This window comes from Desulfosediminicola sp. (genome assembly GCF_048381775.1).
Taxonomy (GTDB): Bacteria; Desulfobacterota; Desulfobulbia; order Desulfobulbales; family Desulfocapsaceae; genus Desulfopila; species Desulfopila ganghwensis.
Genome location: NZ_JBLXGE010000005.1, coordinates 24,006 through 47,019, shown reverse-complemented (window position 1 = coordinate 47,019; position 23,014 = coordinate 24,006). Strand labels below are relative to the sequence as shown.

The 23,014-nt window shown below is 48.7% G+C and carries 21 protein-coding genes and 2 tRNA genes; 9 read left to right on the top strand and 14 right to left on the bottom strand.

Annotated elements, in window-relative coordinates:
• Window positions 1-93: 93 nt before the first annotated feature.
• On the bottom strand, window positions 94-1,278 hold the full coding sequence (locus ACN5NT_RS09630) for a Gfo/Idh/MocA family protein (RefSeq protein WP_136798589.1): 1,185 nt from the start codon (window positions 1,276-1,278) through the stop codon (window positions 94-96).
• Window positions 1,279-1,609: 331 nt separating this feature from the next.
• A tRNA-Leu gene (locus tag ACN5NT_RS09625) sits at window positions 1,610-1,695 on the bottom strand.
• 753 nt (window positions 1,696-2,448) lie between these two features.
• Between ACN5NT_RS09625 and ACN5NT_RS09620 the strand changes: the two genes are divergently transcribed.
• On the top strand, window positions 2,449-3,012 hold the full coding sequence (locus tag ACN5NT_RS09620; protein ID WP_419175280.1) for an acetate uptake transporter: 564 nt from the start codon (window positions 2,449-2,451) through the stop codon (window positions 3,010-3,012).
• A gap of 152 nt (window positions 3,013-3,164) precedes the next feature.
• Here the strand turns inward: ACN5NT_RS09620 and cooS are convergent, their stop codons facing one another.
• The 8 genes from cooS to ACN5NT_RS09580 all read right to left on the bottom strand — a co-directional run bounded on the left by cooS (window position 3,165) and on the right by ACN5NT_RS09580 (window position 10,464).
• Window positions 3,165-5,054, bottom strand: coding sequence for an anaerobic carbon-monoxide dehydrogenase catalytic subunit (gene cooS / locus ACN5NT_RS09615; RefSeq protein WP_419175279.1), 1,890 nt, complete (start codon window positions 5,052-5,054; stop codon window positions 3,165-3,167).
• Window positions 5,055-5,185: 131 nt separating this feature from the next.
• Window positions 5,186-5,848 (bottom strand): Crp/Fnr family transcriptional regulator, encoded by a 663-nt coding sequence (locus tag ACN5NT_RS09610; protein WP_136798586.1) that lies wholly within the window; start codon window positions 5,846-5,848, stop codon window positions 5,186-5,188.
• Between the two features lie 412 nt (window positions 5,849-6,260).
• A tRNA-Leu gene (locus ACN5NT_RS09605) sits at window positions 6,261-6,346 on the bottom strand.
• Window positions 6,347-6,361: 15 nt separating this feature from the next.
• Window positions 6,362-6,730, bottom strand: coding sequence for a preprotein translocase subunit SecG (gene secG / locus ACN5NT_RS09600; RefSeq protein ID WP_136798585.1), 369 nt, complete (start codon window positions 6,728-6,730; stop codon window positions 6,362-6,364).
• A gap of 12 nt (window positions 6,731-6,742) precedes the next feature.
• Window positions 6,743-7,501 (bottom strand): triose-phosphate isomerase, encoded by a 759-nt coding sequence (gene tpiA, locus ACN5NT_RS09595; RefSeq protein WP_419175278.1) that lies wholly within the window; start codon window positions 7,499-7,501, stop codon window positions 6,743-6,745.
• A 54-nt stretch (window positions 7,502-7,555) separates the two neighbouring features.
• Complete coding sequence (locus ACN5NT_RS09590) at window positions 7,556-8,734, bottom strand: phosphoglycerate kinase (RefSeq protein WP_419175277.1); 1,179 nt, start codon at window positions 8,732-8,734, stop codon at window positions 7,556-7,558.
• Window positions 8,735-8,786: 52 nt separating this feature from the next.
• Entirely contained in the window at window positions 8,787-9,236 is a 450-nt protein-coding gene (locus tag ACN5NT_RS09585) for a GNAT family N-acetyltransferase (RefSeq protein WP_419175276.1), read from the bottom strand.
• A 10-nt stretch (window positions 9,237-9,246) separates the two neighbouring features.
• Complete coding sequence (locus ACN5NT_RS09580) at window positions 9,247-10,464, bottom strand: type I glyceraldehyde-3-phosphate dehydrogenase (protein ID WP_419175275.1); 1,218 nt, start codon at window positions 10,462-10,464, stop codon at window positions 9,247-9,249.
• Between the two features lie 177 nt (window positions 10,465-10,641).
• Here ACN5NT_RS09580 and sfsA point away from each other — a divergent pair, with 177 nt between their 5' ends.
• On the top strand, window positions 10,642-11,337 hold the full coding sequence (gene sfsA / locus ACN5NT_RS09575; protein WP_136798580.1) for a DNA/RNA nuclease SfsA: 696 nt from the start codon (window positions 10,642-10,644) through the stop codon (window positions 11,335-11,337).
• 118 nt (window positions 11,338-11,455) lie between these two features.
• Here the strand turns inward: sfsA and ACN5NT_RS09570 are convergent, their stop codons facing one another.
• From ACN5NT_RS09570 to lepB, 3 genes are read right to left on the bottom strand one after another with little or no spacing between them, the layout of a single operon-like run.
• Complete coding sequence (locus tag ACN5NT_RS09570; RefSeq protein WP_136798579.1) at window positions 11,456-12,727, bottom strand: dihydroorotase; 1,272 nt, start codon at window positions 12,725-12,727, stop codon at window positions 11,456-11,458.
• Between the two features lies 1 nt (window position 12,728).
• On the bottom strand, window positions 12,729-13,685 hold the full coding sequence (locus ACN5NT_RS09565; protein WP_136798578.1) for an aspartate carbamoyltransferase catalytic subunit: 957 nt from the start codon (window positions 13,683-13,685) through the stop codon (window positions 12,729-12,731).
• A gap of 26 nt (window positions 13,686-13,711) precedes the next feature.
• Window positions 13,712-14,356, bottom strand: coding sequence for a signal peptidase I (gene lepB / locus ACN5NT_RS09560; protein WP_136798577.1), 645 nt, complete (start codon window positions 14,354-14,356; stop codon window positions 13,712-13,714).
• A gap of 400 nt (window positions 14,357-14,756) precedes the next feature.
• On the opposite strand from lepB, the gene pilM reads away from it, so the two are divergent.
• The 7 genes from pilM to ACN5NT_RS09525 all read left to right on the top strand — a co-directional run bounded on the left by pilM (window position 14,757) and on the right by ACN5NT_RS09525 (window position 22,363).
• Window positions 14,757-15,815 carry a type IV pilus assembly protein PilM gene (gene pilM / locus ACN5NT_RS09555; RefSeq protein ID WP_136798576.1) on the top strand — a complete coding sequence of 353 codons (1,059 nt, stop codon included), beginning with the start codon at window positions 14,757-14,759 and terminating at the stop codon, window positions 15,813-15,815.
• A 29-nt stretch (window positions 15,816-15,844) separates the two neighbouring features.
• A complete protein-coding gene (locus ACN5NT_RS09550) occupies window positions 15,845-16,432 on the top strand; it encodes a PilN domain-containing protein (RefSeq protein ID WP_136798575.1) in 588 nt (195 codons plus the stop codon).
• A 17-nt stretch (window positions 16,433-16,449) separates the two neighbouring features.
• On the top strand, window positions 16,450-17,070 hold the full coding sequence (locus tag ACN5NT_RS09545) for a type 4a pilus biogenesis protein PilO (protein ID WP_136798574.1): 621 nt from the start codon (window positions 16,450-16,452) through the stop codon (window positions 17,068-17,070).
• Window positions 17,071-17,093: 23 nt separating this feature from the next.
• Window positions 17,094-17,627, top strand: a complete 534-nt coding sequence (locus tag ACN5NT_RS09540; protein ID WP_419175274.1) for a pilus assembly protein PilP — start codon at window positions 17,094-17,096, stop codon at window positions 17,625-17,627.
• A 3-nt stretch (window positions 17,628-17,630) separates the two neighbouring features.
• Window positions 17,631-19,541: a secretin and TonB N-terminal domain-containing protein gene (locus ACN5NT_RS09535; protein WP_419175273.1), complete on the top strand. Its 1,911-nt coding sequence runs from the start codon at window positions 17,631-17,633 to the stop codon at window positions 19,539-19,541.
• Window positions 19,542-19,610: 69 nt separating this feature from the next.
• Window positions 19,611-21,296 (top strand): pilus (MSHA type) biogenesis protein MshL, encoded by a 1,686-nt coding sequence (mshL, locus tag ACN5NT_RS09530; RefSeq protein WP_419175272.1) that lies wholly within the window; start codon window positions 19,611-19,613, stop codon window positions 21,294-21,296.
• Window positions 21,297-21,346: 50 nt separating this feature from the next.
• On the top strand, window positions 21,347-22,363 hold the full coding sequence (locus ACN5NT_RS09525) for a hypothetical protein (RefSeq protein WP_419175271.1): 1,017 nt from the start codon (window positions 21,347-21,349) through the stop codon (window positions 22,361-22,363).
• A gap of 92 nt (window positions 22,364-22,455) precedes the next feature.
• Here the strand turns inward: ACN5NT_RS09525 and secB are convergent, their stop codons facing one another.
• On the bottom strand, window positions 22,456-22,935 hold the full coding sequence (gene secB, locus ACN5NT_RS09520; protein WP_419175270.1) for a protein-export chaperone SecB: 480 nt from the start codon (window positions 22,933-22,935) through the stop codon (window positions 22,456-22,458).
• Between the last annotated feature and the right edge of the window lie 79 nt (window positions 22,936-23,014).

Below are 23,014 nucleotides of genomic sequence, written 5' to 3'. Positions count from 1 at the left end.
AGACGACATTAACAAGAACGATTATTCAACCCCAATCTTCAGCCTGAAAAAGTTTAGAGAACCCTCTACAATTCTGATAGTTAGAAGAAACAACTAAACTCCAACCCAACGGCTCTCAAGCTCAGAGGATTTCAGCACAGCTGTCACAAAGCGGATAGAGGCTAGTCCGTCTTTTTCATCAGGACAGGTCATCGCCTCCCCCCTTGGTTGAACACCAGCACGTTTTGCAGCTATAGCTTCTGCAGCATCCCGGTAAATATTGGCGAATCCATCCGGGAAACCTTCTGGGTGCCCTGCAACAATATGGCTGGCATATGCGGAAAGCATCAAAGTTCCGGGGCCGTTTGGTGTCCTCACCTCTGCCGGCCGGCCAAGGGGCTTAAAAGTTAAACGCTGCGGAACCTCCTGGCCCCACTCCAAAGTACCTTTAGTTCCGGAGATTCGAAACTGTAACGAATTCTCCACCCCCGCCGCGGCCTGGGTTACCCAGAAACTCCCCCGCGCACCATTATTCATGCGGAGCATAGCCCCGGCATAATCGTCAATCAGCCGGTTCGGTACTATGGCACCTGCCTCTGCAGCAACCTCCGCAACCTCCAGACCTGTCACATATCTGATAAGATTATGGGCATGGGTTCCGATATCCCCCATCACCAGAGAAGGACCACCTTTTTCAACTCGATAACGCCAGGGAGCATTTGCCCCTGTCGGATCTGCCTTCGACTCATCAGCCTTGCCGCCCTGCACATACTCAATCTGAATCAGTCGAATCTCACCTAATTCCTCCTGTTCCACCATGGCTTTTGCCTGACGTACCAGTGGATAGCCGGTGTAATTATGCGTAAGCCTGAATATCCGCCCTGTCTGCGCTACCATGTCGACAAGCTTCTCTGCCTCATCCAGAGTATTGGTCATCGGCTTATCACATATCACATCCAGACCACCCTTCATTGCGGCAGCCGCATAGATAAAGTGACTGTCATTCGGTGTCATGATCGCCACAACCTCTGCACCGTTGTCTCTGGCCACTTCGGATCGAATCAGCTCCAGTCCATCAGTGTAGATGCGATCTTCTGAAAGGCCCAGATCTTTCCCGCCTTGTCTTGCGCGCTCCGGGTTTGAGGAAAGTGCTGCAGCAACCAACTCGTAACAGTCAGTCAATCTGGCCGCCTGCCGGTGCATTCCCCCGATAAACGATCCAGGGCCGCCACCAATCACTGCCAACCGCAAACGCCTGCCCAGATGATGCAAAGCTGGATTATAGCCATCCGTCCCCATACTCTTCTCCTTTCCAGAGCAAAGCTTGATCCGCTGAGTTTTTTTCAGCAGAGTTACATACGCCACAGTCCTGCACCATCAAACATTACCCTATCATTGGGCGATGTGCTCCTGCTTCGTGAAAATCGATTATCATGCAGTTTCACTTCTGGTCCCCGTTGCTTCTGCCACGCATCAACCTTTAGCTGTGGAGTCTTGGTGATCAGATTATTTGTTTATGCAGGGACCAGAATTCGAAACCTCTGCTATCTCATGGGGAATTATAATTCGAGAACGGTATAAACGAAAAAAGCCGGAATCACTTTTCAGTGATTCCGGCTTTTTTATATGTTGGTGCCGAAGACGAGAGTCGAACTCGTACGGGCGTGGCCCACTACCCCCTCAAGATAGCGTGTCTACCAATTCCACCACTTCGGCACATAACAGCAATATGATTGCTCCGGTTAAAGCTGCCTGGTATCCGGACTGCTGATATCAGGTAGTTGACCCGGACGGTTGAGCAGTTTCTGCTCTCCCGTAGCAAGGAGACGTGTTTTTACCATAGCCCCGGGACAAGGTCAAGAATTGTTCACAACATAATTCAATTTTCTTTGTTGATTGTAACACAGTCCACACAGATGTCTACGCATGACACCTTTACCCGACTTTTCGAAGCTAAAGATCATCTTGCATAAACAAACGGTCAATTTCACCTTCAAATTTACTCTATGCCCGATTCTGCCAAACCGTTTGAGAGGCTCCCGCTACGTTACCCACAGATGCCTGCGGAGAATTACTCATAACGCTAGGACCTTACTGCAGGGTCATAATATGAGGTTGCCCTGCAAAGGACATCGAGGTTCTCACCCCGCGTCCACATAGAGAATATTTCTGCCGAATGAGCTCAACCCGTCGCTTTGAGGATATGCCGTAAAACCTCATTCGACATTCTGCATTTTTGTCATCTATGAGAGCGGTACATCCTGGCTTCTGAATATCTTTGAGATACCAACACATTCCCTCATCACAGAGGTAGAACTATCACTTTGCGAAGTACATATCACAACATGTTTTCGTGAATTTTAATTGCTTTACTCCCCGTCTTTCTGTAAGTTCCTCCCTTTTTCTTTTGCACCTGGTGCGCAGTAGCATCAACGGTGGCTGGAATTATTCATTTACAAAGGGTGAAACATGTCTCGCGAACTTGCCAATCCCGCACCCCTAGGACTTATGGGGTTCGGTATGACAACTATTCTGCTCAATATTCACAATGCCGGGTTCTTTCCCATCGACTCCATGATTCTTGCCATGGGCATTTTCTATGGTGGTATAGCCCAGGTAATCGTCGGCATCATGTGCTTTTTCCGGGGTGACACCTTCGGCACCACGGCCTTTACTTCTTACGGACTGTTCTGGCTTACCCTTGTTGGCCTGCTCACCATGCCGCATATGGGACTACCTGCAAGTCCACATAGCTTCATGGGCTGGTACCTTCTCCTCTGGGGAATTTTCACCGCCTTCATGTTTGTCGGCTCACTCCGCTATCCCCGGGCCAAACAGTTTGTGTTCGGTTCATTGACGCTGCTGTTCTTTCTGCTTGCTGCCCGCGATTTCACGGGCAGCGAGTTGATCGGTACCATTGCCGGCTTTGAAGGCATCATCTGTGGCGCGAGCGCGATCTATTTTGCCATGGCGCAGGTACTGAACAATGAGTACGGCCGTACCGTTCTGCCCATTGGTGCACTAAAGAAATAAGCTGGTATCAGCCTGTAATTCGCCGAACGGAAAAAGGGGGTGTTCACACGGAACACCCCCTTTTTCTTTGTCTGTGATCTGTCGTACAGTTGAACGTATCACAGCAATGTTATTGCCGTGTACTGCCCCACCCGTTACAACCTGAATAGTGACTATTCATCAAGCCCAAGCGCCTTACGCTTTGCCTTGATCCGCTCATCCATCTTCTCTGCCGCAATCCTGTAATCCGCTTCCACCAGAAATGATGCGCCAAAAACGTCTTCCAGCCCACCTGTTGCCAGATCAGTCACCAGCTTTGAACCAGTGATCTGGGGCGGGGTACCGATCTGCACCGGAATACCGGAAGCCACGCAATAAACGCCAATAGCCACCGCTTTCTCCGAATACCACTCAGGCGAAGCGCCCCAGACCGGAAGATCAGAGATGTCAACGCCCAGAGCGTCGGCAATACTACCGCATAACTGGATGACCCGCGAATTATCAACACATGAGCCGAAGTGCAGCACCGGTGGTATATCAAGAGCGCCACAGATCTTCTGCAAACCCGGCCCTGCCATTTCGGCACCTGCTGGAACCATCAGTCCCGCCTTTCCTGCCGCTGTGGTGATACAGCCGGTGGCGAGCACGAGAATATCTCTCTTGATGAGCTCTTTAGCGAGCCCCACGTTCTGTGAATCGTGGGTGAATTTGGGGTTATTGCAGCCAACTATCGCCACGACACCACGGATCGATCCGTCCTTAATAGCCTCAAGCAACGGTTCAAGACTACCTCCCAGCATGTCCAGCAGGGCTTCGTTGGAGAAACCTGAGACTATATCCACCGGCTCCACCGGGATCTCAACCCTTGAGTTATCCCTACTACCATATGCCTCAATACTCATTTCGACGATCTGGCGCGCCTGCTCCGCTGCTCTTGAAGTATCAAATGACACATGGGTTGCACCGGTAAAACGCGCCTTGTCGGAAGTCGTGATAAACCTGGTATGATAACACGCAGCCGCCTGAACCAGGCTTGGCATAATGCACTGGTAATCGACCACAACAGCTTCCACCGCCCCGGTCACTATGGCCAGTTCCGTCATCAGGTGGTTGCCTGCCATGGGAATTCCCTGACGGCCGAGCAGCTCATTGCCGGTACAACACAATCCACCGATATTGATGCCTTCTGCACCTGCTGCTTTTGCTTTGGCAATCATTTCCGGATCACGGGCTGCTGCCAAAACCATTTCTGAGACCACCGGATTGTGGCCATGCACCAGGATATTGACCTGTTCTTTCCGGATCACTCCCAGGTTTACTTTCGATGCAGCGGGTGTCGGTACGCCGAAAATAATATCCGACAATTCAGTCCCAATCATCGAGCCACCCCAACCATCTGCCAAGGCCGTCCGGGCTGAGTGCAGCATGGTGGAAATCGCGTCATTATCACACCCCATATGGGTGCGGTGCATCATCTCTGCTATTTCCCTGTCCACCCCCCGGGGAATTACATTCAACTGCCGCCAGATCTCTTTTCGCTTCTCGGGAACCCGGCCCATAAAGGCCAGTTCTTTTTTTCTGCTGCCGAAATCTGCAAACAAGACATCGACCAGTTCTCTCGCCACATCCTGCTTTGTCCTGCCATCGGTGGCTACTCCTACCTCCTGTGCGACCCGGTACAGCTTCTCTTCATTCGTGATGGTGTAAGCACTGGCTTTGCCCTCCACTATCGCTTCAAGTAATTCAATCAGGTCCCGGCCATGGTCGGAATGTCCAGCAGAGCCACCAGCGACAAAGCGGCCGAAATTTCGGGCTACAATGACGTCACCATCAGCCCCGCAAACTCCACGCTGCATCTTGCCGTTTTCTTTGAGGCTGATCCTGCATGGTCCCATATTGCAGTTTTTGCAGGTCAACCCCAATTCACAGAATTTGCACCCGGGTGTTTGTTGTTCAAAACGATCCCAGACAGTTTCCACGCCATCCCTGGCCGCTTTTTCTATCATTTTCGTAGCATCTTCCCAGATGCTTTTGTTCTTCACATCACCACTATCTTTAGCCATCTTTTCTCCTCCGAAATCTTTTTACGCTCAGGAAACCCGGTTTACCTCACTAGGTATGTACATCAGTACACCGTCGTCAGTTAAAAAACTGTCGTCTACCTGACAGAGGAAAAAGAAAAAAACAATACCGCTTACTGGATACCTATCCCACCAGCATGTTCCAGGGCCTGAATGTCCTGAATTACATAGAGTCCCCGCCGTGGCCGGATAACAAGATCGCCACGTATAAGTTCATTGAGGAGCATTGAGATCGTCTGCCTCGACGAGCCCACAAGACGAGCCAGGTGCTCGGTCGACAGATCTATTTCAACCTCAATTGAACCATCACCCTGCACTGATCCGTGTTTTCTCGCTTCGTAGGAGAGCAGAGCTATCAGACGTGCACCCACATCCTTAAAGGCAAGGCTGTCAATTATTGAGAAAGAACGCTCCAGAATATTACCCAGCACCCGTACCATGGCTTTGGTGATTTCAGGGTCACCGACCATGCGTTGCCGGAAAGTCTCAACGTTGGCGGTAAGCAGGGTTGCGTCAGTAAGCGCCTGCACAAATGTAGGGGTATGGCTCGAATAGATATCTCCGCGCGTCAGAATACCGAGACTGAACTCCTTTTCCTCATAACCGAGATAAATACGCACCCGGCCATGCACAACAATGAAGATTCGATTGCGCTGATCACCCGGCTGACTGACAAAGTTCCCCTTGGCATGATATTCGGGCTCCAGGGCTGAATACAGGTCTGCAAACTCAGGTCTTTCAAGATGATCGAGAAGATTCGCCTCTAGAAATTTCATTCTTGCCTCACTGAATACATTTCGATTGCCTACATGAAAAGCAGATGATAGTGAGAAACCGTTAAGGGGTCAATGATTACAAGGTGGCGGGGAATAGATGGATAGTCGTTTATAGACATAGACAACATGGCGACAACACACAATGAGATTACCAGCATCCTCAGCGTAAGATTTGAGGGAGGATAAAAAAAAGATTTAGAAGTTACACCCTACCAGGGCAGCGTTTCATTCCAATTCTTTCAGCGTATTTTTATCAGGCATATAATCAACTGAACCTATACGTCTGTATTCTCACGCCTAATTCCCGATCGATCCTTGCTGAGATTCAAAAGCAACCTGAAAATCCAATTTAAAAAAATGGATAAAAAAAAAACCGTAAATTACTGTTCAGTAATTTACGGTTTTATATAAATGGTGCCGAAGACGAGAGTCGAACTCGTACGGGCGTGGCCCACTACCCCCTCAAGATAGCGTGTCTACCAATTCCACCACTTCGGCACTCAAAGAGTGTGTCTATTTTGTTTCGCTGTCAGTTGTTGCTGCTTCTGTCTCTTCTGCTGCGGGAAGAACTGCATCTTCCTGGGCAAGAGGTTTTGCCTCTTCAACTGCTGCGGGTTGCTCTTTTACCACACTTTTCATCACAGATCCAGCACTTTTTTCCGATGAAATATAGGCAAGAGACAACGAAGTTACCATAAAGATTACAGCCGCTGCCGTGGTGATTTTATTCAGCAGTGGTATTGGGCCCTCTGAGCCAAAAAGTGACTGACTGGACCCACCAAAGCTTGCACCTATATCGGCGCCTTTACCTTGCTGAAGCAGGACAATGCCTACCAGGAAGAGGCAAACGACAACGTGTGCAATTGTGAGTAATGTATCCATTCAGACCTTCTTTTAGTTCTTCTGGTAATTAATAATACGCCCGAACGATTCAGCGTCCAGAGCGGCTCCGCCAACCAGCGCACCGTCTATATCGGGTTGCGCCATCAACTCATCTACGTTGGTTGGTTTGACCGAGCCACCATACAATATTCTCATTTGCTCAGCAACGTTTTTTTCAAACAACTTTGAGATAAGTTCCCTGATAAAAGCATGAGCCTCCTGTGCCTGCTCTTTGCTTGCTGTTTTGCCTGTGCCAATAGCCCAGACTGGCTCGTAGGCAATAACAACCCTGGCCATCTGCTCGGCTCTCACCCCGGCCAATCCGTTTCTAATCTGGGTTTCGAGGACATTGAGCATTTGGCCCGACTCACGTTCTGTCAGGGTCTCTCCGACACAAAGCAGGGCCATGAGATCAAAATCCAGAGCGCCTTTTACCCGCTGATTTATCAGGGTATCAGTCTCAAAAAACAGCTGCCTGCGCTCTGAATGGCCAATAATGGCCGCACTACCACCAGCATCTTTAACCATTACCGGTGATATCTCACCGGTAAAAGCACCTTGCTCCTCCCAGCAGACATTCTGGGACGACACAATGATATCACTGCCTGAAACCGTTTCAGCCACCGCAGCTATAGCGGTGTAGGGTGGAGCGAGAAGCACCTCCCGATCCGCAAAGGTGGGACAATGCTTCATAACTTCTTCAGCCAACCGGCATGCATCCTCACGGGTGGTATGCATTTTCCAGTTACCGGCCATCAACGATTTTCTCATGATGATCCTCTTTGAAATTTTGCTATGACGTAAACAGACTCGACCGGTTACGTCTTAGTCGCCAAGTGCAATAACACCCGGCAGCTCTTTCCCTTCCATAAGGTGTAAAAAGGCACCACCACCGGTGGACATATACGAGATATTTCTGGATTCACCAGACTTCTTTACTGCCGCATTTGAATCGCCGCCACCAGTTATGGACAGAGCATGTGATGAGGCGACAGCCTGACAGATAGCCATGGTTCCCCGCGCAAAGGCGTCCATCTCAAAAGCTCCCATTGGCCCGTTCCAGACAATGGTTCTGGCATCAGCCAACGCTTCCTGAAATAGGATAGTGGTTGCCGGCCCAATATCAAGGGCCATCCAGTTTTCCGGGATATCCTTGTAGGTCACGTTTTTGGTAACTGCGTGGGGACTGAATGAGTCAGCAACCACAAAATCCACCGGCAGATAGAGCTTTACTCCCTGTTTTTCGGCTGCGGCTATGAAATTTCTGGCAGTATCGAGCAGATCATCTTCCACTTTTGAGGCACCGACCTCAACTCCCATGGATTTTAGAAAAGTGTTGGCCATTGCGCCGCCAATCACCATACTATCGACCTTGCCGAGCATATTCTCAAGTGCACCGATCTTCGATGACACCTTTGCACCACCAACCAGCGCAACCAAAGGCCGAACAGGTTTATCCATCGACTTGTGAAAGTAATCCATTTCTGTCTGCAGCAACATGCCGGCGCCTTTATCTTTGACCAATTCGGCAACGCCTACCACAGAGGCATGCGCCCTGTGCGAGCAGGCAAAAGCATCGTTTATGTAAACCTCAGCATGGCGGGCTAGCTTTTTGGAAAACTCCGGATCATTGGCTGTCTCTTCATTATAATAGCGCAGATTCTCCAGCAGGACTAATTCGCCTGTTGCCATTGCCGCCACGACCTTTTCTGCCTCTTCGCCGATACAATCGGTGGCAAAATGCACTTTTTTTCCAATTAAGGCTGCCAGGTGTTCCGCTACCGGGCGCAGGCTGAACGCTTCCACCCTTTGCCCTTTGGGCCGCCCCATATGGGAACAGATAACCGGTAAGCCTCCCTGATCAAGGATATGCTGCAAGGTCGGCAACACCATACGGATGCGAATGTCATCGGTTATATTGCCGCCATCATCCATCGGCACATTGAAATCGGCGCGCACGAGCACACGTTTGCCCGACAGTTCTAAATCATATATAGTCTTCATCGTAAAATCTCCGGAACAAGGCTGGTTGTCTAACTGGAAGAAAATAGCACCTTCAACCATCAATATAGAGCAATTCTTTCCTATAAATCAAGGCATTATCCCTGGGATTCGCGTAATACCCAGCGCGTTCGCCAACTTGAGCAAACCCTTGGGAACAATAAAATTTACACGCCGGTTCATTTTTCGACCGTACTTCAAGAAAGAGAATACTGACGTTAACAGCCGCCAGTTTTTTGATAAGAACTCTGAGCAATTTTTTCGCCACACCTTTTCTGCGCTCGGAGCCCGCAACCGCGATCTTCAGCAACTCGGCTTCAGGCCCGCAATAGCGAGAACAGCACCAGCCATTAATGTTACCATCGTCGCCGGTTGAGACAAGCACAATACTTTCGGGCAGGGGGAGTTCGGCAAGAATCTGAGCAGGTGTCCACGGAGATGGAGACTCCTGCTCGATAATGGAAATGGCCCCGCAGTCTTCCGGAGCCATGTTACGGATATTCACAGGTAACGACTTAAACCATTTCGTCGGCAACCTTGACGGTTAAATCACCGAGCATATTGGTATAGCTACCAAGCTCGTTGTCATACCAGCCATAAACTACTGCCTGGGTTACCGGTACATTGAGGACAGGATCGGCACCAGCTGCAACAGTTGCCCCCTTGACCTTGCCAAGGTTGACCGGAATAGCAGCGGTACGGGTATGCGTCTCAGACGCTTCAATAACCGCAGCAGCCCTTGGAGTGCCGAGGATATCCGAGCTGACATTCTGCTGCTCAGTATACTCGAGGTATGGGGTAACCTCAGAAAACTCTCTGTAGATGCTGTTGATATCCGCGCGCTTTGTCGGGGTATCAAATTCATCCTGCAGATTGAGCACCAGGATAATCAGGGAACCACTTGAAGTCGGAATACGGACAGATTCTGCCATAAAACCGATTTTCTCCATCTCTGGAATAACCAACGAAAGCGCTTTGGCCGCACCGGTGGTCGTCAGGATGATATTATTTAGAATTGAACGGTTTTTCCTGAGGTCGGCTGCACCTGCGCCGGGCAGACGATCAAGTACCTGCTGGCTGCCTGTTGCCGCGTGAACAGTCACCATTGAGGCGCTGAGGATACGATCCGCTCCCATTCGCTCCATGAGTGGTTTGATCATGTATGACAAGCAGGTAGTGGTACATGAGGCAGCAGAGATGAGATTGTGCCTGGCCGGGTCATACATGTCGTCATTGATGCCCATCACCGTGGTAATGGCATCGTCCGGCATATCCAGCCCTTTGGATTTGATCTTGAATGGCGCAGACAATAAAACCTTTTCCGCACCTGCCTGCATATGACCTCTCATTGCACCACGGCCTTCACTGGCATCCGCAGTGGGGTCTTTGAAGACACCGGTGGTATCCACCACCAGCTTGACATCATTTTCCCGCCAGGCAATATCGAGAGGATTTCTGGCTTCCCTCAGTATGCGTACAGGAACACCATTAATCACCATGGAGCCTTTCTCTTCATCAAGCTCCTGGATCATCCTCCCTGCCGTATGGCCGTGGAGATACGTACCCAGCCGTCCATATGTTGAATCACGCTCTATGATCGCTGCAAGATCGGCAAGTCCGCCTCCGACTTCGCGACCGGTATTAACAACAAGCCCTGAGAAGTGCTTACGCGATACATGGTGCCATAATGAAAGCTTCCCAATTCGTCCAAGACCGTTGATACCTAAATACATGGCAATACGTCTCCTTTATGAGTATTGTGTCACAAGTGTTAATGCCGCCTCTATGTCCGCAATCAAGGATCGCTTGCGGGGCCTCAACGAACGAAATTCATAAATTTCGTTTATACGCGACGTCATTGTTTTTCATAAAGAAACCTATCAGGAATACCACACATCCCCAAAAAAAGCATGCAATTTAATCCACCTCTAACAACTGCCACCTTAATCCGGCGCTACAAACGTTTTCTCGTCGATGTGGAACTCACCGACGGTTCCACCCTCACTATCCACTGCCCGAATACTGGTTCCATGCGCTCCTGTTCTGAACCCGGCAGCCCGGTTGCCATGAGTATATCAGACAACCCGAAGAGAAAATACCCCCACACTCTCGAAATGGTACAAAATAATGGTACCTGGATAGGCGTGAACACCGGCCTCACCAACCGACTGGTTGCAGAAGCAATCAACGACGGTCAAATTGCCGAGTTCGATAAAGTGACTGCTATTCGTCGAGAAGTGAAGGTTTCAAGCTCCAGCAGACTCGACCTGGCTGTCAGCCATAACGAGATGACAACCTATGTTGAAATAAAAAACTGCTCGCTTGTTGAAAATGGTCAGGCAATGTTTCCGGATGCCGTGACCACCCGCGGCACTAAGCACCTTAAGGAATTAATGATCCTTTCAGAACAGGGGCACGGTGCCTGTATATTCTTTCTGGTACAGCGCATGGACACAGACAGCTTTGCACCTGCTGCCCATATCGACCCCGTGTACAGCGAGACCTTGAAAGAAGCCGTCGACAAAGGAGTTATGATTCTCGCATACCAGGCCGAGGTATCACCTCACGGTATTGATGTGATACGAAAATTACCTTGCGAAATATAACCTTATTTCCATAAAACGCACAAGACCTGACGGCCCTCACTTCGCACCAATAGAAAAAGGGCGAGGAGCACAAGCTCTTTCGCCCTTTAAAAAAATGACTCAGGTATGCGAAAAATGATCAGAGCCTGTACTTCACCTCGCCATCGACCAAGGTCATTATCGCCCGCCCTTTCATCTTTGTTTCATTAAAGGGAGAATTCTTCCCCTTTGAAAAACTCGCTTCAGCGGTAAAGACGTACTCCATTTCCGGGTCGATCACAGTGATATCCGCAACTGCCCCTTCACCAAGCTGACCACCTTCTACACCGATAATGCCCGCAGGACCGGCGCTCATCAGCTCAACCATCCTGCTTTCGGTAATTACTCCCTGGCGCACAAGCTCCAGAGTGAGTGACAAGGATGTCTCCAACCCGGTGATGCCGTTGGCAGCGTAGTTGAACTCCAGCTCTTTTTCTAAAACGGAGTGCGGAGCATGATCAGTGGCAATTGCATCGAGAGTACCATCCGCCAAGGCAGCCCTGATCGCCTCCCGGTCTTTTTCCGACCTGAGTGGCGGGTTCATCTTGGCATTGGTGTTGTACCCCAACACGGCGTCATCGGTGAGCGTAAAGTAATGCGGAGCGGTCTCGGCAGTAACCTTCACCCCACGTTGTTTCGCCAAGCGGATAACCGCCAGGGCATCTTCGCAACTCACATGAGCTATATGGACATGGGTGCCAGTAAGCTCAGCCAGGGCCACTTCGCGATAGACCATGATAGACTCGGCTGCGGCAGGGATTCCACGAAGCCCGAGCCGGGTGGAGTTAAGCCCTTCATTCATACAACCGTTTCTAACCAGCGCCTCTTCTTCAGAGTGGGACATGACAACAAGTTTGTGACTTGCCGCATACTCCATGGCCCGGCGCATCAGCTGACTGTCGACAACAGGCATTCCGTCATCTGTCACAGCGACAATGCCGGCCTCTTTCATCTCTGCGTAGTCAGCAAGGGATTCGCCTTTGCTGCCTTTGCTGATTGCACCAACCGGATACACCCTGGCGGCACAGCCTTCGGCCCGCTCAAGTATGAGCCGGGTCACCGAGCCGTTATCGTTGACCGGGGTGGTATTGGGCATACATGCCACAGCGGTGAAGCCACCGGCCGCGGCAGCCTGGGTACCAGACGCCACGTTCTCCTTGTACTCCTGGCCTGGCTCGCGGAGATGGACATGGATGTCTATCAACCCTGGCACCACCCAGCAACCAGTCGCATCAATTACTTTGGCATCCGCAGGCGTCTCAGCCTGAGAGGCTACAATCTTCCCATCTGTAACCCAGAGATCCGCAACTTCATCTCTGCCATTTACCGGGTCGATTACCCTCCCGCCTTTTAAAATGATTAATCCGTCCATATCAGCCTCCCTGCTCCACGCCCGGTTTATCTCCTCCCAACACGAGATAGAGCAGTGCCATCCGGACAGCCACACCATTTGTCACCTGATCCAGAATCACAGATCTTGCGCCGTCTGCAACATCCGGATTCATCTCCACACCTCGGTTAATTGGCCCGGGGTGCATTACCAACACATCGTCTTTAGCCAGCTGCAGCAACCTGTCATTAATGCCGTAGCAGACGGCATACTCACGCAGACTGGGGATGAGGGAGTCATTCTGCCTCTCCTGCTGAATCCTGAGCGCCATAACCACATCCGCATCGCGAACAGCGTCGCGCACATCTTCACAGACAACTGCTCCCATCTGCTCGATCGCGGCCGGCATGAAAGTTTTGGGACCAGCCAGGTAAACCTGTGCACCGAGTGTGGTAAAGCCCCTGATATCAGAGCCGGCGACCCTGCTATGGGCAATATCACCTATTATGGCGATTTTCAAACCCGCGAGACTACCTTTATGCTCCATGATAGTCATGATGTCTAAAAGCCCCTGACTCGGATGCTCGTGAGTTCCGTCCCCTGCATTAATGATCGAAGCTTGAACATTACGTGCAAGAAGATGCGGCGCCCCGGAACTGGAGTGGCGAAGGATAATGATATCAGGATTCATCGCCTGCAGGTTTCTCGCAGTGTCAATGAGGGTCTCACCCTTGGTGGCGGAGCTCGTCGATGCCGAGATATTGAAGGTATCGGCACTCATTCGTTTGGCTGCTATCTCAAATGAGAGGCGGGTCCTTGTCGATGGCTCAAAAAAGAAATTGACGATTGTCTTACCGCGGAGGGTCGGCACCTTTTTTATCGGCCGTGCGGAGACCTCCTTAAATGAGCGTGCTGTATTGATCACATGGCAGATATCATCGGCGCTCATTTGCTCGAGACCGAGGATATGCCTGTGCTTGAAGTTATAGTTTTCCTGCAATGGTGTTACCCGTGTTCAAAGGTTTATCAGTCTATAAGGCTGCCGATCCGACTCCAGCGAACCGACGTGAACCTATCCATTGAAAGTAGCGGTTTCTCGAGATCCCATGACCAATACAGGATAAAGGCCTTGCCCAGCACGTCTCTTTGGTCAACGAATCCCCAGAATCTGCCGTCGTAACTGTTATCACGGTTGTCGCCAAGCACAAGTAGCGACCCATCCGGGACAGTTACCGGCCCATAGTTATCCCGATTGCTCTCCCTGCCGCTGACTACCAGTTGTGAGGTAAAATGGGCATGGGGGTCTTCGATAGCCGTACCGTTGATATAGACTCGCTTGTTTTTTATTTCAACGATATCTCCGGGCACACCGACAACACGCTTTATATAATCAATTGAACGATCTTTTGGGAACTTGAACACCACAACATCTCCTCGTTGCGGATCCTTCCAGGGGATCACCACTGTGCCGGTGAAAGGCAACTTAAGCCCATAGCTGAATTTATTTACCAGTAAATGATCACCTATTTTCAATGTCGGCAACATTGAACCCGAAGGAATCTTAAAGGCCTGCACGATGAAAGTGCGAATAAATAATGCAAGGAGTATTGCAATAATTATGGCTTCAATATATTCCCTGACAAGAGATTTTTTATTGTTCGTTTTAGTCAACTTCGAACCTCATTTCGGCTTGAAAAGTATTCATGATGATAGAAACAAAGCAAGGCTACATTATCCAGACTTTAAATACAAGCGACATTGCCCCGACAATTTTCAGATTCCCTGCAGCTCCTAGTAATACTCATTTTTTCCAACAACACCTACTATATAGAGAGTAATCGGGCGGTTGGTAGACAATATATTGTGGAGAATGACTCTCAGCACCCTCTCAGTGCCTGCTAAATCACTGTTTAAAAAAAGAAATTAATACCTTTTGGCCCTGCTGTTTCCCTTGACAATTCAACTCAATTGTGTCCTTAATAACGACTAAGTATGAGAAATCTGGAGTTTAGCGCAGTACTGCTAAATTCGGTTATTTGATAGTTTAAAAATTAATGCCCAACTATTGACCATGAATTTGCCGTTTCTATCAAAAAAGGATCTCGTCATTGGCGTGGATATTGGATCCCATGCAATAAAAGTCTGTCAACTTAAGGAGACAGACAATGGATTCAAGGTTATTTCCGTCGGCAGTGCTGTGCTACCCGAAGGAGCTGTCGACGATGGCACTCTGGTAGAGCCGGAAATAGTCGGCAAGACCATTGCCGAATTGTTTTCCAACCTGAAAATACGAACCAAAAAAGTCGGCATTTCAATCTCCGGCTATTCTGTGATCGTTAAAAAGGTCAACCTGCATGCCATGGACGACAAACAGCTCGAAGAGCATATTCTGGCCGAAGCAGAACAATATATACCTTTTGATATACAAGACGTCTACCTCGATTTTCAGCGTATAACACCTCAGGAAGAAAGTGAAGAGCGCACTGACGTCATGCTGGTCGCCGCCAAGAAAGAGGTGATAGACGATTACCTGCAGATGCTTGAGGGCATCGGCCTTCAGGTGGTCCTGGTGGATGTCGATGGATTCGCAATGGAAAACACCTTCGAGCAATGCTCCCGAGACCTCACCAACGTTGCCCTGGTTGATATCGGCGCTTCAAAAATGAACATCAATATCATCTCCGATGGCCTATCAGTCGTGGCGCGGGATATCGTAGTAGGGAGCCGCCAGCTCACAGAGCAGATTCAGGCCTCGCTTGACACTGACTATGAAGACGCGGAAGCGATCAAACTCGGTCAGGAGCCCGCCGGCGAAAACCAGGAGACCATCGAAGAAATTTTTCTCTCGACCTGCACCCAATGGGTTCTTGAGATCAAAAAGGCTATTGACCTGTACCATGCTAACAACCCCGACATGCCGCTCCAACAGATCGTACTGAGTGGCGGCGGTGCCAAAGTTGCCGGCATGTGCGACTTCCTGTCCCAGGAGACAGGCCTGGAAGTCAACTTATTCAACCCGTTCAAAAATATGGGGTTTGACCCCAAAAAAATAGACACTGACTATCTCAACAGTATCGGACCTGAAATGGCCATTGCAACCGGGATTGCCATTAGACCATCTGTAATTTAAGGGCCAGTGGGCCCGATCATGGAAGAGTTATGATTCGAATCAACCTGCTCCCTGTTCGGCAACTTAAACAAAGGGCAAATGCACTCCGTCAGATCTTTGCTGTCCTGGCCGGCTTTGTTTTATTTCTCGGCCTATTCGGGATTGTCTTTTCTATCCAGACTGGAAAAGTCAATTCCCTGAATGGGAACATCAACACTCTTAATGCTGAGATTCGCAAATACAATAAACCGCTGGCAAAAATCAAGGAAATTGAGAAAACAATGGCGGAACTTCAGCGAAAGACAGCGGTAATCGACAAACTGAAATCAGACTCTTCTCTTACAGTCAGAGTACTTGATGAGGTTGCAAACAGAGTCGACAATGAGCGTTTATGGCTGCTTTCTCTCAACCAGCAGGGTAGTTCACTCCAACTGTCTGGTGTCGCACTCGATAATCAGACTGTGGCGCAGTTCATGGACATACTGAAAGCCTCTGATTTTGTAAAATCAGTTGATCTCACTGACTCGTCGCTGAAGAAAATCGCCGGCAGGGATTTGAAAAGTTTCTCATTAAGATGCAGTGTCGCTCAGCCACAGCCAAAGGCTGGTGAAGAAAGTGTCGCTAAAGCGAAAAAATAACCTCGAGTACTTACGGTATGAAAAAGAACGAAGCAATTAATAATTTCATAGATACCAAATACATTCCCCTCGAGAAAAAATTCAAGATTCTCTTGGCCGTTGCTGTATTCGTCCTTCCAGCACTTATTTTCTATCTCTTTTTTCTCAGCCCAAACTTTGAAGAAATAGAAAGACTTGAGAACAAAAAACGCCAACTCACCACTCAACTCCACAAAGTACAGAACAGAGCTAAAGATCTCCCCAAGCTTGAGGCAGACCTTGCACAGGTGCAAAATGAGTTTGCTGAAAAATCTTTGCTTCTTCCGAAAGAAAAAGAAATCCCCCAGCTCCTTCGCGATATCTCGTCCCTCGGAAGACATGCCGGCCTGGATTTCATCCAGTTCAAACCAATGCCAAGCGTACCGAGAGATTTTTATGCCGAAATACCAGTTTCAATAAACGTACGTGGCCCATATCACAACGTCGGGGCTTTTTTCGACAGGGTCAGCAAGCTCGAGCGCATAGTTTCCGTTTCCAATGTAAAAATGAGTTCGCCTAAGCTTGAAGGTGGTGAAATGCTACTGAATTCAGACTGCAGGCTGGTAACGTATCAGTTTACCAATAAAGAGCTTCCAAAGCAGAACAAAAAGAAGAGATAAAAGCTAACTGGAAGATGTATTCTATGAAACATTCAATACTCGGATTTCTTTTCCCGCACAAAACAGGCAAGATAACCTGCCTTGCTGGGTCTACACTCGCTCTGCTGATCTCTTTGCCATTGCCAGGTTCAGCAGCAGAATCTCAAAATGGTGAAATTGAGATCGCCGCTGTAACCTCTCAGGAGAATTTTGAATACATCCTGGAGAACCGTAAAGACCCATTCGTGCCTTTTATCTCAACCAAATCGACTACCAACGAAGTACAACCAGATGAAATTGTCGAAAAGAAAGTCACGTTAACCGGCATGCAGCTTTTTGAGCCGGGCCAGCTCAACCTAGTGGGAATGTTGAAAAGTGGCGGAAAGCAGTTCGCCATGGTCGAGGATTTTACCGGTAAGGGATACATCATTTCAGTAGGGACTAAAATCGGAAGGCGTGGCACCGTTATAGACATCATTCCGAACAAAGTCTTTATCGAGGAAACAGCGGAAACCCGATCCGGAAGAAAAATAGTTACTAAAACCGTTATGGTTCTCAAGAAAGAGGGAGAGGAGTAAATAATGTACGCGAGGTCTGCAATTTCCCAATTGGCCGTTCTTTCTGTGCTGACCATTATCCTGCTATCCGGTAGAGCCGAGGTTTTCGCTCAGGAGGCAGAAAATGCTACAGCACTGCAGAAATATCACATTTCCGCACTTGAATCAAAATTTGCAAACAACACTCTTTCAATAGACATTGTTGGTAAATCTATCCCACCATACACGGTGTCAGAGCTGTTTGCTCCGTTCAGGGTGGTTGTCAATGTCGCAGGTGCTGTTTTTGATGAAGGCGTGTCAACCACCGCCCCTCTGATTGTCCAAAACCCTGTGGGCCAGATGACTGTTACCACTCTCTCTGATCAGGACCCGCAGGTCACTCGCTTTGAAATCGCCATCGCCGATTCCCATGACTATACCGTTAACCGAAACGGTAACAATATCTCGATTGTCATAGCACCGGCCGATGAGGATCGCAATGAGCGATTGAAACTCAACACCCCATCGGTTCCATCCATTACCGATTTTCAAATCAGCAAAAATGAGATGGAAACGACAATTCTGCTTTCTTCGACAGCTCCGGTAACAAGCTACAAAACTGCCACACTGGCCGGTGAAGGTGACAAACCCGCCAGGATGTTCATCGATATTTCAGACGTCTCTATCATCGAATTACTTCGTGAGAAATACGTTGGCACCGCTGTCGACAAAATCCGGGTCGCTGAACGCGGAGCAGGTGCAAGGATAGTCTTTGATTCAGCCACGACTGAAATTTTTGATTACGACATTCAAAACACCGAACAGGGGCTCAAAGTCATTGTCAAAAACAACCTCGGGGCTGGAACTGTCTCGGCAACCGGCAGCCGCTCCTCAGTGCCTGCCAACGCTGACTCAACCCTCGATGAGTTGATCGAATCATCAACTGACCTTCTTGCGAAAGTCAAGCCAGGCTCATCTCCAGGCATTCCAAAAGCAGATACGGTACCATCCCTTCAGGACACTTTTGCCTTCTCCGGCTACAACAATCAGCGGATCAGTGTCGATTTCTATAAAATTGACATTCACAATGTCTTCCGTCTGTTCAGGCAGATCACAGATCTCAACATCATCGTAGACGAAGGTGTTGCCGGTACCGTGACCCTTGCCTTAAGCGATGTTCCCTGGGATTTCGCCCTGGATGTGATCCTGAACCTCCATGACCTGGTCAAGGAAGAGCGTTTCAACACCATCGTTATCTACCCAAAAAAGAAAGCTTTTGAGTGGCCTGAACGAGCGGTTGACAATCTCTCTTTTGAAGCTGACCTGCAGGTCGTTGAACAGGAAGCTCTCATCATCGAACAGACAGCGACTCAAACACCTGAACTCATGAAAGCAAAAGAGATTCTCAAGGTGGCAAAAGCTGCGGATGACAAACAGAATTATGAGCAGGCAGTCAAACTCTATGAAGAAGCTGTCGAACTGTGGCCTACGAATTCTAACATCCACAACCGTATGGCCACAATCTACCTCGTTCATATGGGCATGAATGCCAAAGCGGTCTATTACGCAAGAAAAGCACTCGAAGCCGACCCAACAAATAGCCGTGCCGCCCTCTATGCTGCAATCGGCCTTGCCAATATGCAACGCACTGGTGAGGCTTCAGAGTACTTCATGCAAGCAGTCAGCCAGGAGCCTCCCCTGAAAGAAGCTCTCTTCAGTTTTGCAGCCTTCAATGAATCCAACAATCAGCATCAGGCTGCACTTAAATTGATCAACCAATATCACAAATATTATGGTGAGACCCTCGACACCATGCTCACCAGAGCCCGTATATACGATAAGATCGGGAACAGTGAACAGGCAGTTAAAGAATACAGCGCGATCATTACTTCCGGATATCAACTTCGTCCAGACTTGAAGGAGTATATTCAAGAACGTGTTGCGGCAGGTAATTAATAGATTCGAGTTCCAGAATAAATTTGGTCAATTTCTCTTACAATTGATAGACAGCACCACGAGGTTTTTATGATATCCATAAAAAACATTTTTCTAGCCGGCAGTCTGGTACTTCTTCTTACCAGCCTCAATGCTTGCAAGCACTCTCCCGATGGGGCAGATGCAACACCCGCACCCGCACCGGCTGCAGAAAAACCTGCAATCGTTGAAAAACCACTGGCCCAACCCCGGGAGTTGGCACAAGCACCCGAGGGGCCACTTACTCTACCAGTCCGTTATCAGACTCCAAGCTATATGCTCGATATGGAAGGTAAGGATACGCTGGAAGAAGAGGAGATCACCTCGATCAAGGTGGGTGCCTCAATTCGATCCACCCGGGGCCCTCAGCCTCTCTGGGATATCCTCAAACGCCTCGCGGCACTCAAGGGAATGAATGTATCCTGGGCCAGTGATGTTGACCAGAAGGTACTGGTCGACGTCGATATCAGTGCCAATGACGATTTCTACGACTCTATCGACAACCTGCTTCGCCAGGTTGACTACTACCATGAGGTGCAGGGCAATACAATTATCGTCAAATACAAAGAAACCAGGCGATACCACATAGCAATGCCTTTCACCAAACAAAGTTACACTACCGGTACAGGCGGTAATGTTCTAGGTGGTGATGCTGCAACAGGCAACATTGATGGCACAATTGAGTTAAAGAGTACAGACAACAATTTCGATATCTGGCAGAATATTCAGGATAATATGGATGCAATCATAAACACCTGGAACACTCAAGCGTTCACGCCAGCATCGTCTGCCTCCCCAGCATCTGAAGCGGCTAACACCGCTTCAGATAACGAAGGTACTGAAAACTCCGACTCCCAGTTTGCCACTCGCCAGATTTCCAGCGGTGGCTCGATGTACATCATCGACAAACCTATTGGCGTCGTAACAGTTACCGCTCCAAGACCACTGCTTGAACGCCTTGATGTCTATTTTGATACTCTTAAAAAAGAAATCTACAAACAAATCACAATAGAAGCCAAGATTATAGAAGTACAACTTAATGACCAAAAATCACTTGGATTAGATTGGAGTGAAGTTTTGAAAGGCTTCCCAATATCAGGAACAGTGAACTTTGGTACTGGTGGGCAAGTTTACCCTTACACAGGCGACAGTTTTGTTTCCAGCATAACTTTGGGTGCTGCTAAATTTACTGTATTTTTGAACGCACTCAATGAACAAGGTGAATCGCGCATCCTTTCCAATCCGAAACTCAGCGTAATGAATGGTCAACCTGCGCTTATCACAGTTGGTCGAAACGTCACATATATTGATTCTGTAGAATCTGATCTAGATTCAGACACCGGTGTCATCAGCTACACTGTAAACACTGAACGAGTGCTCTCCGGTATTGGTATGGCACTCACTGCTACGGTTCTTGACGATAGTGACATTATCATGAATCTAGTTCCTGTCACTTCAGAACTAGAGGAGCCTATCAGATATGAAGACATCGGTGGCACTAACGGTGCGATGATTGGATTACCAATTGTTAATGTTCGTGAAATGAGTACCACAGTTCGTGTTAAAAATGGTGATATGCTTGTCATAGGCGGTCTCATCAGTAATGTGGACGATAAGCAAGAGGCCTTCGCACCGGTAGTCGGTGATATTCCCCTGGTGAAATACCTGTTCGGCAAAAAAGAAACAATCAAGCGTAAGCGCGAACTAATAATTCTTTTACGACCAGTAATTATTTAGCCATTAGCTGGACCAGAACTTAATCAATCTATATATGCTAGGAGTTTAAAATGGAGAGGCTCAGAACTTTAATTCTCGGACTTCTTGCACTGACATTGACCGGATGCGGACAGTCAGTGATTGAAACCCTTCACGTACCAGAGAATCCGGGCCCCAATGCCCCGGGTTATGGCAAAACAGTAGTTATCCTGCCTTTTGCAGATTACTCAAAAGGAGATAACCTCGAATCGGCCCACAGACGGAACATGATGGTCTCCGAGACCCTTGCGGACCGACTGAGCGCTAATGGTTTCGCTCTTCCCATAGAGGAGGATGTGTTTCAGTACCTTGTGGCGCAAAATGTTATATCTTTGATGTCGTACGAAAATACCCGTTCCACATCTATCAGCAACGAACTCAAAAATGACTGGTCCGATGAAATGAAGGAAATCCTTCGTCATTACGAAACCCAGCAAATCACGCAACGCGGCAATGATGCCGTCGACAGCCCCGGCACCCACGGCCTCACCAAACAGACTGTCGCCAAGATCGGTCGCCAATTCGACGCTGATTATATTGTCCGTGGTCGTATCCTTGAATACAAGACCCGTCAGGATACAGAATGGGTTCCCTGGAAAAAAGGTATAATTCCATTCGTCAACAACAGTGCCAATCGCCTCGCCTTTGGTTTTGCCAGCTCCGATGAATACGATGAAACCAACAACATGCTCACTGGCGGAATTTTAGGTGGAATCATCGGTCACAATGTTGGTTCACCGTGGGGCGAAGGTGACGAGATTCTCGGTATCAGCGGTGGAGATACCGCCAATGCCATCCTCTGGGGAGGAGTCGGTATGTTTGCCGGCAAGCAATCCTACCAGAACCGTGTCGACCAGGCAGCTGTCCAACTCCGTATCTGGGTTCAGGAAGCAGCAACCGGAAACGTGGTATACACCAACCGTGTCCGGGTACTGGTATCTCCGGAATCTGTTTATGCCGACAACCAGTATGACACCCTGTTCAATAAAGCCATCGAGAAAGGTGTAACTACACTTGTAGACAACTTTGTTATCTACACCTTCCTCTAGCAGGAACTCTTAATACAAGTCTCTCCAAACGAGAAAAGGGGAATGCTCAATTGAGCATTCCCCTTTTCTATTTTCAAGGAAACCTGACCAGATTAATTGTTCGGGCTTGCCTCTTTCTTCGCCTTGGCATTCTGGAAAAGAGCCATGAAGTTCACAGGCTCCATGAGGAATGGAGAGAAACCACCATCCACTGTGATCTGGCTGACGATCTGGCGGGTGAATGGGAACAGCAGGGTTGGGCAGTCAACGCCAAGAACCATCTCCACATGCTCTGCAGGGATGTTCTTTACCAGGAAAATACCTGCATGCTCAATCTCGAGAATAAAAAGCGCCTTATCATCATCTTTGGAAGAAACTTTGGCATAAACCTGCAACGCAACCTCAAAATGATCATCATCGATCTTCTTGTGATTGAGGTTGAGATTCAGCTCTACCTTTGGCTCAGATTTCTGCTGGGTAATGTATACTTCCGGAGCATTTGGGTTCTCAAAGGAGAGATCTTTGATGAACATTTTCTGCATGCGGAACTCCGGACGTGGAGCTGATTGTTGGTTGTCGGTATTTTCAGCCATTATCTCCCTCGTTTTTCTTTATAGTTATGTAATTGATGTATTGGATATTTAAATGTTTCGTCCAACGCATATTCAAGTG

Excerpts from the sequence above, each read along its gene's own strand:
- ACN5NT_RS09620 (WP_419175280.1), top strand. The coding sequence starts at position 2,449 with ATGTCTCGCGAACTTGCCAATCCCGCACCCCTAGGACTTATGGGGTTC.
- sfsA (WP_136798580.1), top strand. The coding sequence starts at position 10,642 with ATGCAATTTAATCCACCTCTAACAACTGCCACCTTAATCCGGCGCTAC.
- ACN5NT_RS09535 (WP_419175273.1), top strand. The coding sequence starts at position 17,631 with ATGTACGCGAGGTCTGCAATTTCCCAATTGGCCGTTCTTTCTGTGCTG.
- ACN5NT_RS09580 (WP_419175275.1), bottom strand. The coding sequence starts at position 10,464 with ATGTATTTAGGTATCAACGGTCTTGGACGAATTGGGAAGCTTTCATTA.
- ACN5NT_RS09550 (WP_136798575.1), top strand. The coding sequence starts at position 15,845 with ATGATTCGAATCAACCTGCTCCCTGTTCGGCAACTTAAACAAAGGGCA.
- ACN5NT_RS09610 (WP_136798586.1), bottom strand. The coding sequence starts at position 5,848 with ATGAAATTTCTAGAGGCGAATCTTCTCGATCATCTTGAAAGACCTGAG.
- pilM (WP_136798576.1), top strand. The coding sequence starts at position 14,757 with ATGAATTTGCCGTTTCTATCAAAAAAGGATCTCGTCATTGGCGTGGAT.
- ACN5NT_RS09545 (WP_136798574.1), top strand. The coding sequence starts at position 16,450 with ATGAAAAAGAACGAAGCAATTAATAATTTCATAGATACCAAATACATT.
- ACN5NT_RS09570 (WP_136798579.1), bottom strand. The coding sequence starts at position 12,727 with ATGGACGGATTAATCATTTTAAAAGGCGGGAGGGTAATCGACCCGGTA.
- mshL (WP_419175272.1), top strand. The coding sequence starts at position 19,611 with ATGATATCCATAAAAAACATTTTTCTAGCCGGCAGTCTGGTACTTCTT.
- tpiA (WP_419175278.1), bottom strand. The coding sequence starts at position 7,501 with ATGAGAAAATCGTTGATGGCCGGTAACTGGAAAATGCATACCACCCGT.
- secG (WP_136798585.1), bottom strand. The coding sequence starts at position 6,730 with ATGGATACATTACTCACAATTGCACACGTTGTCGTTTGCCTCTTCCTG.
- ACN5NT_RS09525 (WP_419175271.1), top strand. The coding sequence starts at position 21,347 with ATGGAGAGGCTCAGAACTTTAATTCTCGGACTTCTTGCACTGACATTG.
- ACN5NT_RS09540 (WP_419175274.1), top strand. The coding sequence starts at position 17,094 with ATGAAACATTCAATACTCGGATTTCTTTTCCCGCACAAAACAGGCAAG.
- ACN5NT_RS09630 (WP_136798589.1), bottom strand. The coding sequence starts at position 1,278 with ATGGGGACGGATGGCTATAATCCAGCTTTGCATCATCTGGGCAGGCGT.
- cooS (WP_419175279.1), bottom strand. The coding sequence starts at position 5,054 with ATGGCTAAAGATAGTGGTGATGTGAAGAACAAAAGCATCTGGGAAGAT.
- ACN5NT_RS09590 (WP_419175277.1), bottom strand. The coding sequence starts at position 8,734 with ATGAAGACTATATATGATTTAGAACTGTCGGGCAAACGTGTGCTCGTG.
- secB (WP_419175270.1), bottom strand. The coding sequence starts at position 22,935 with ATGGCTGAAAATACCGACAACCAACAATCAGCTCCACGTCCGGAGTTC.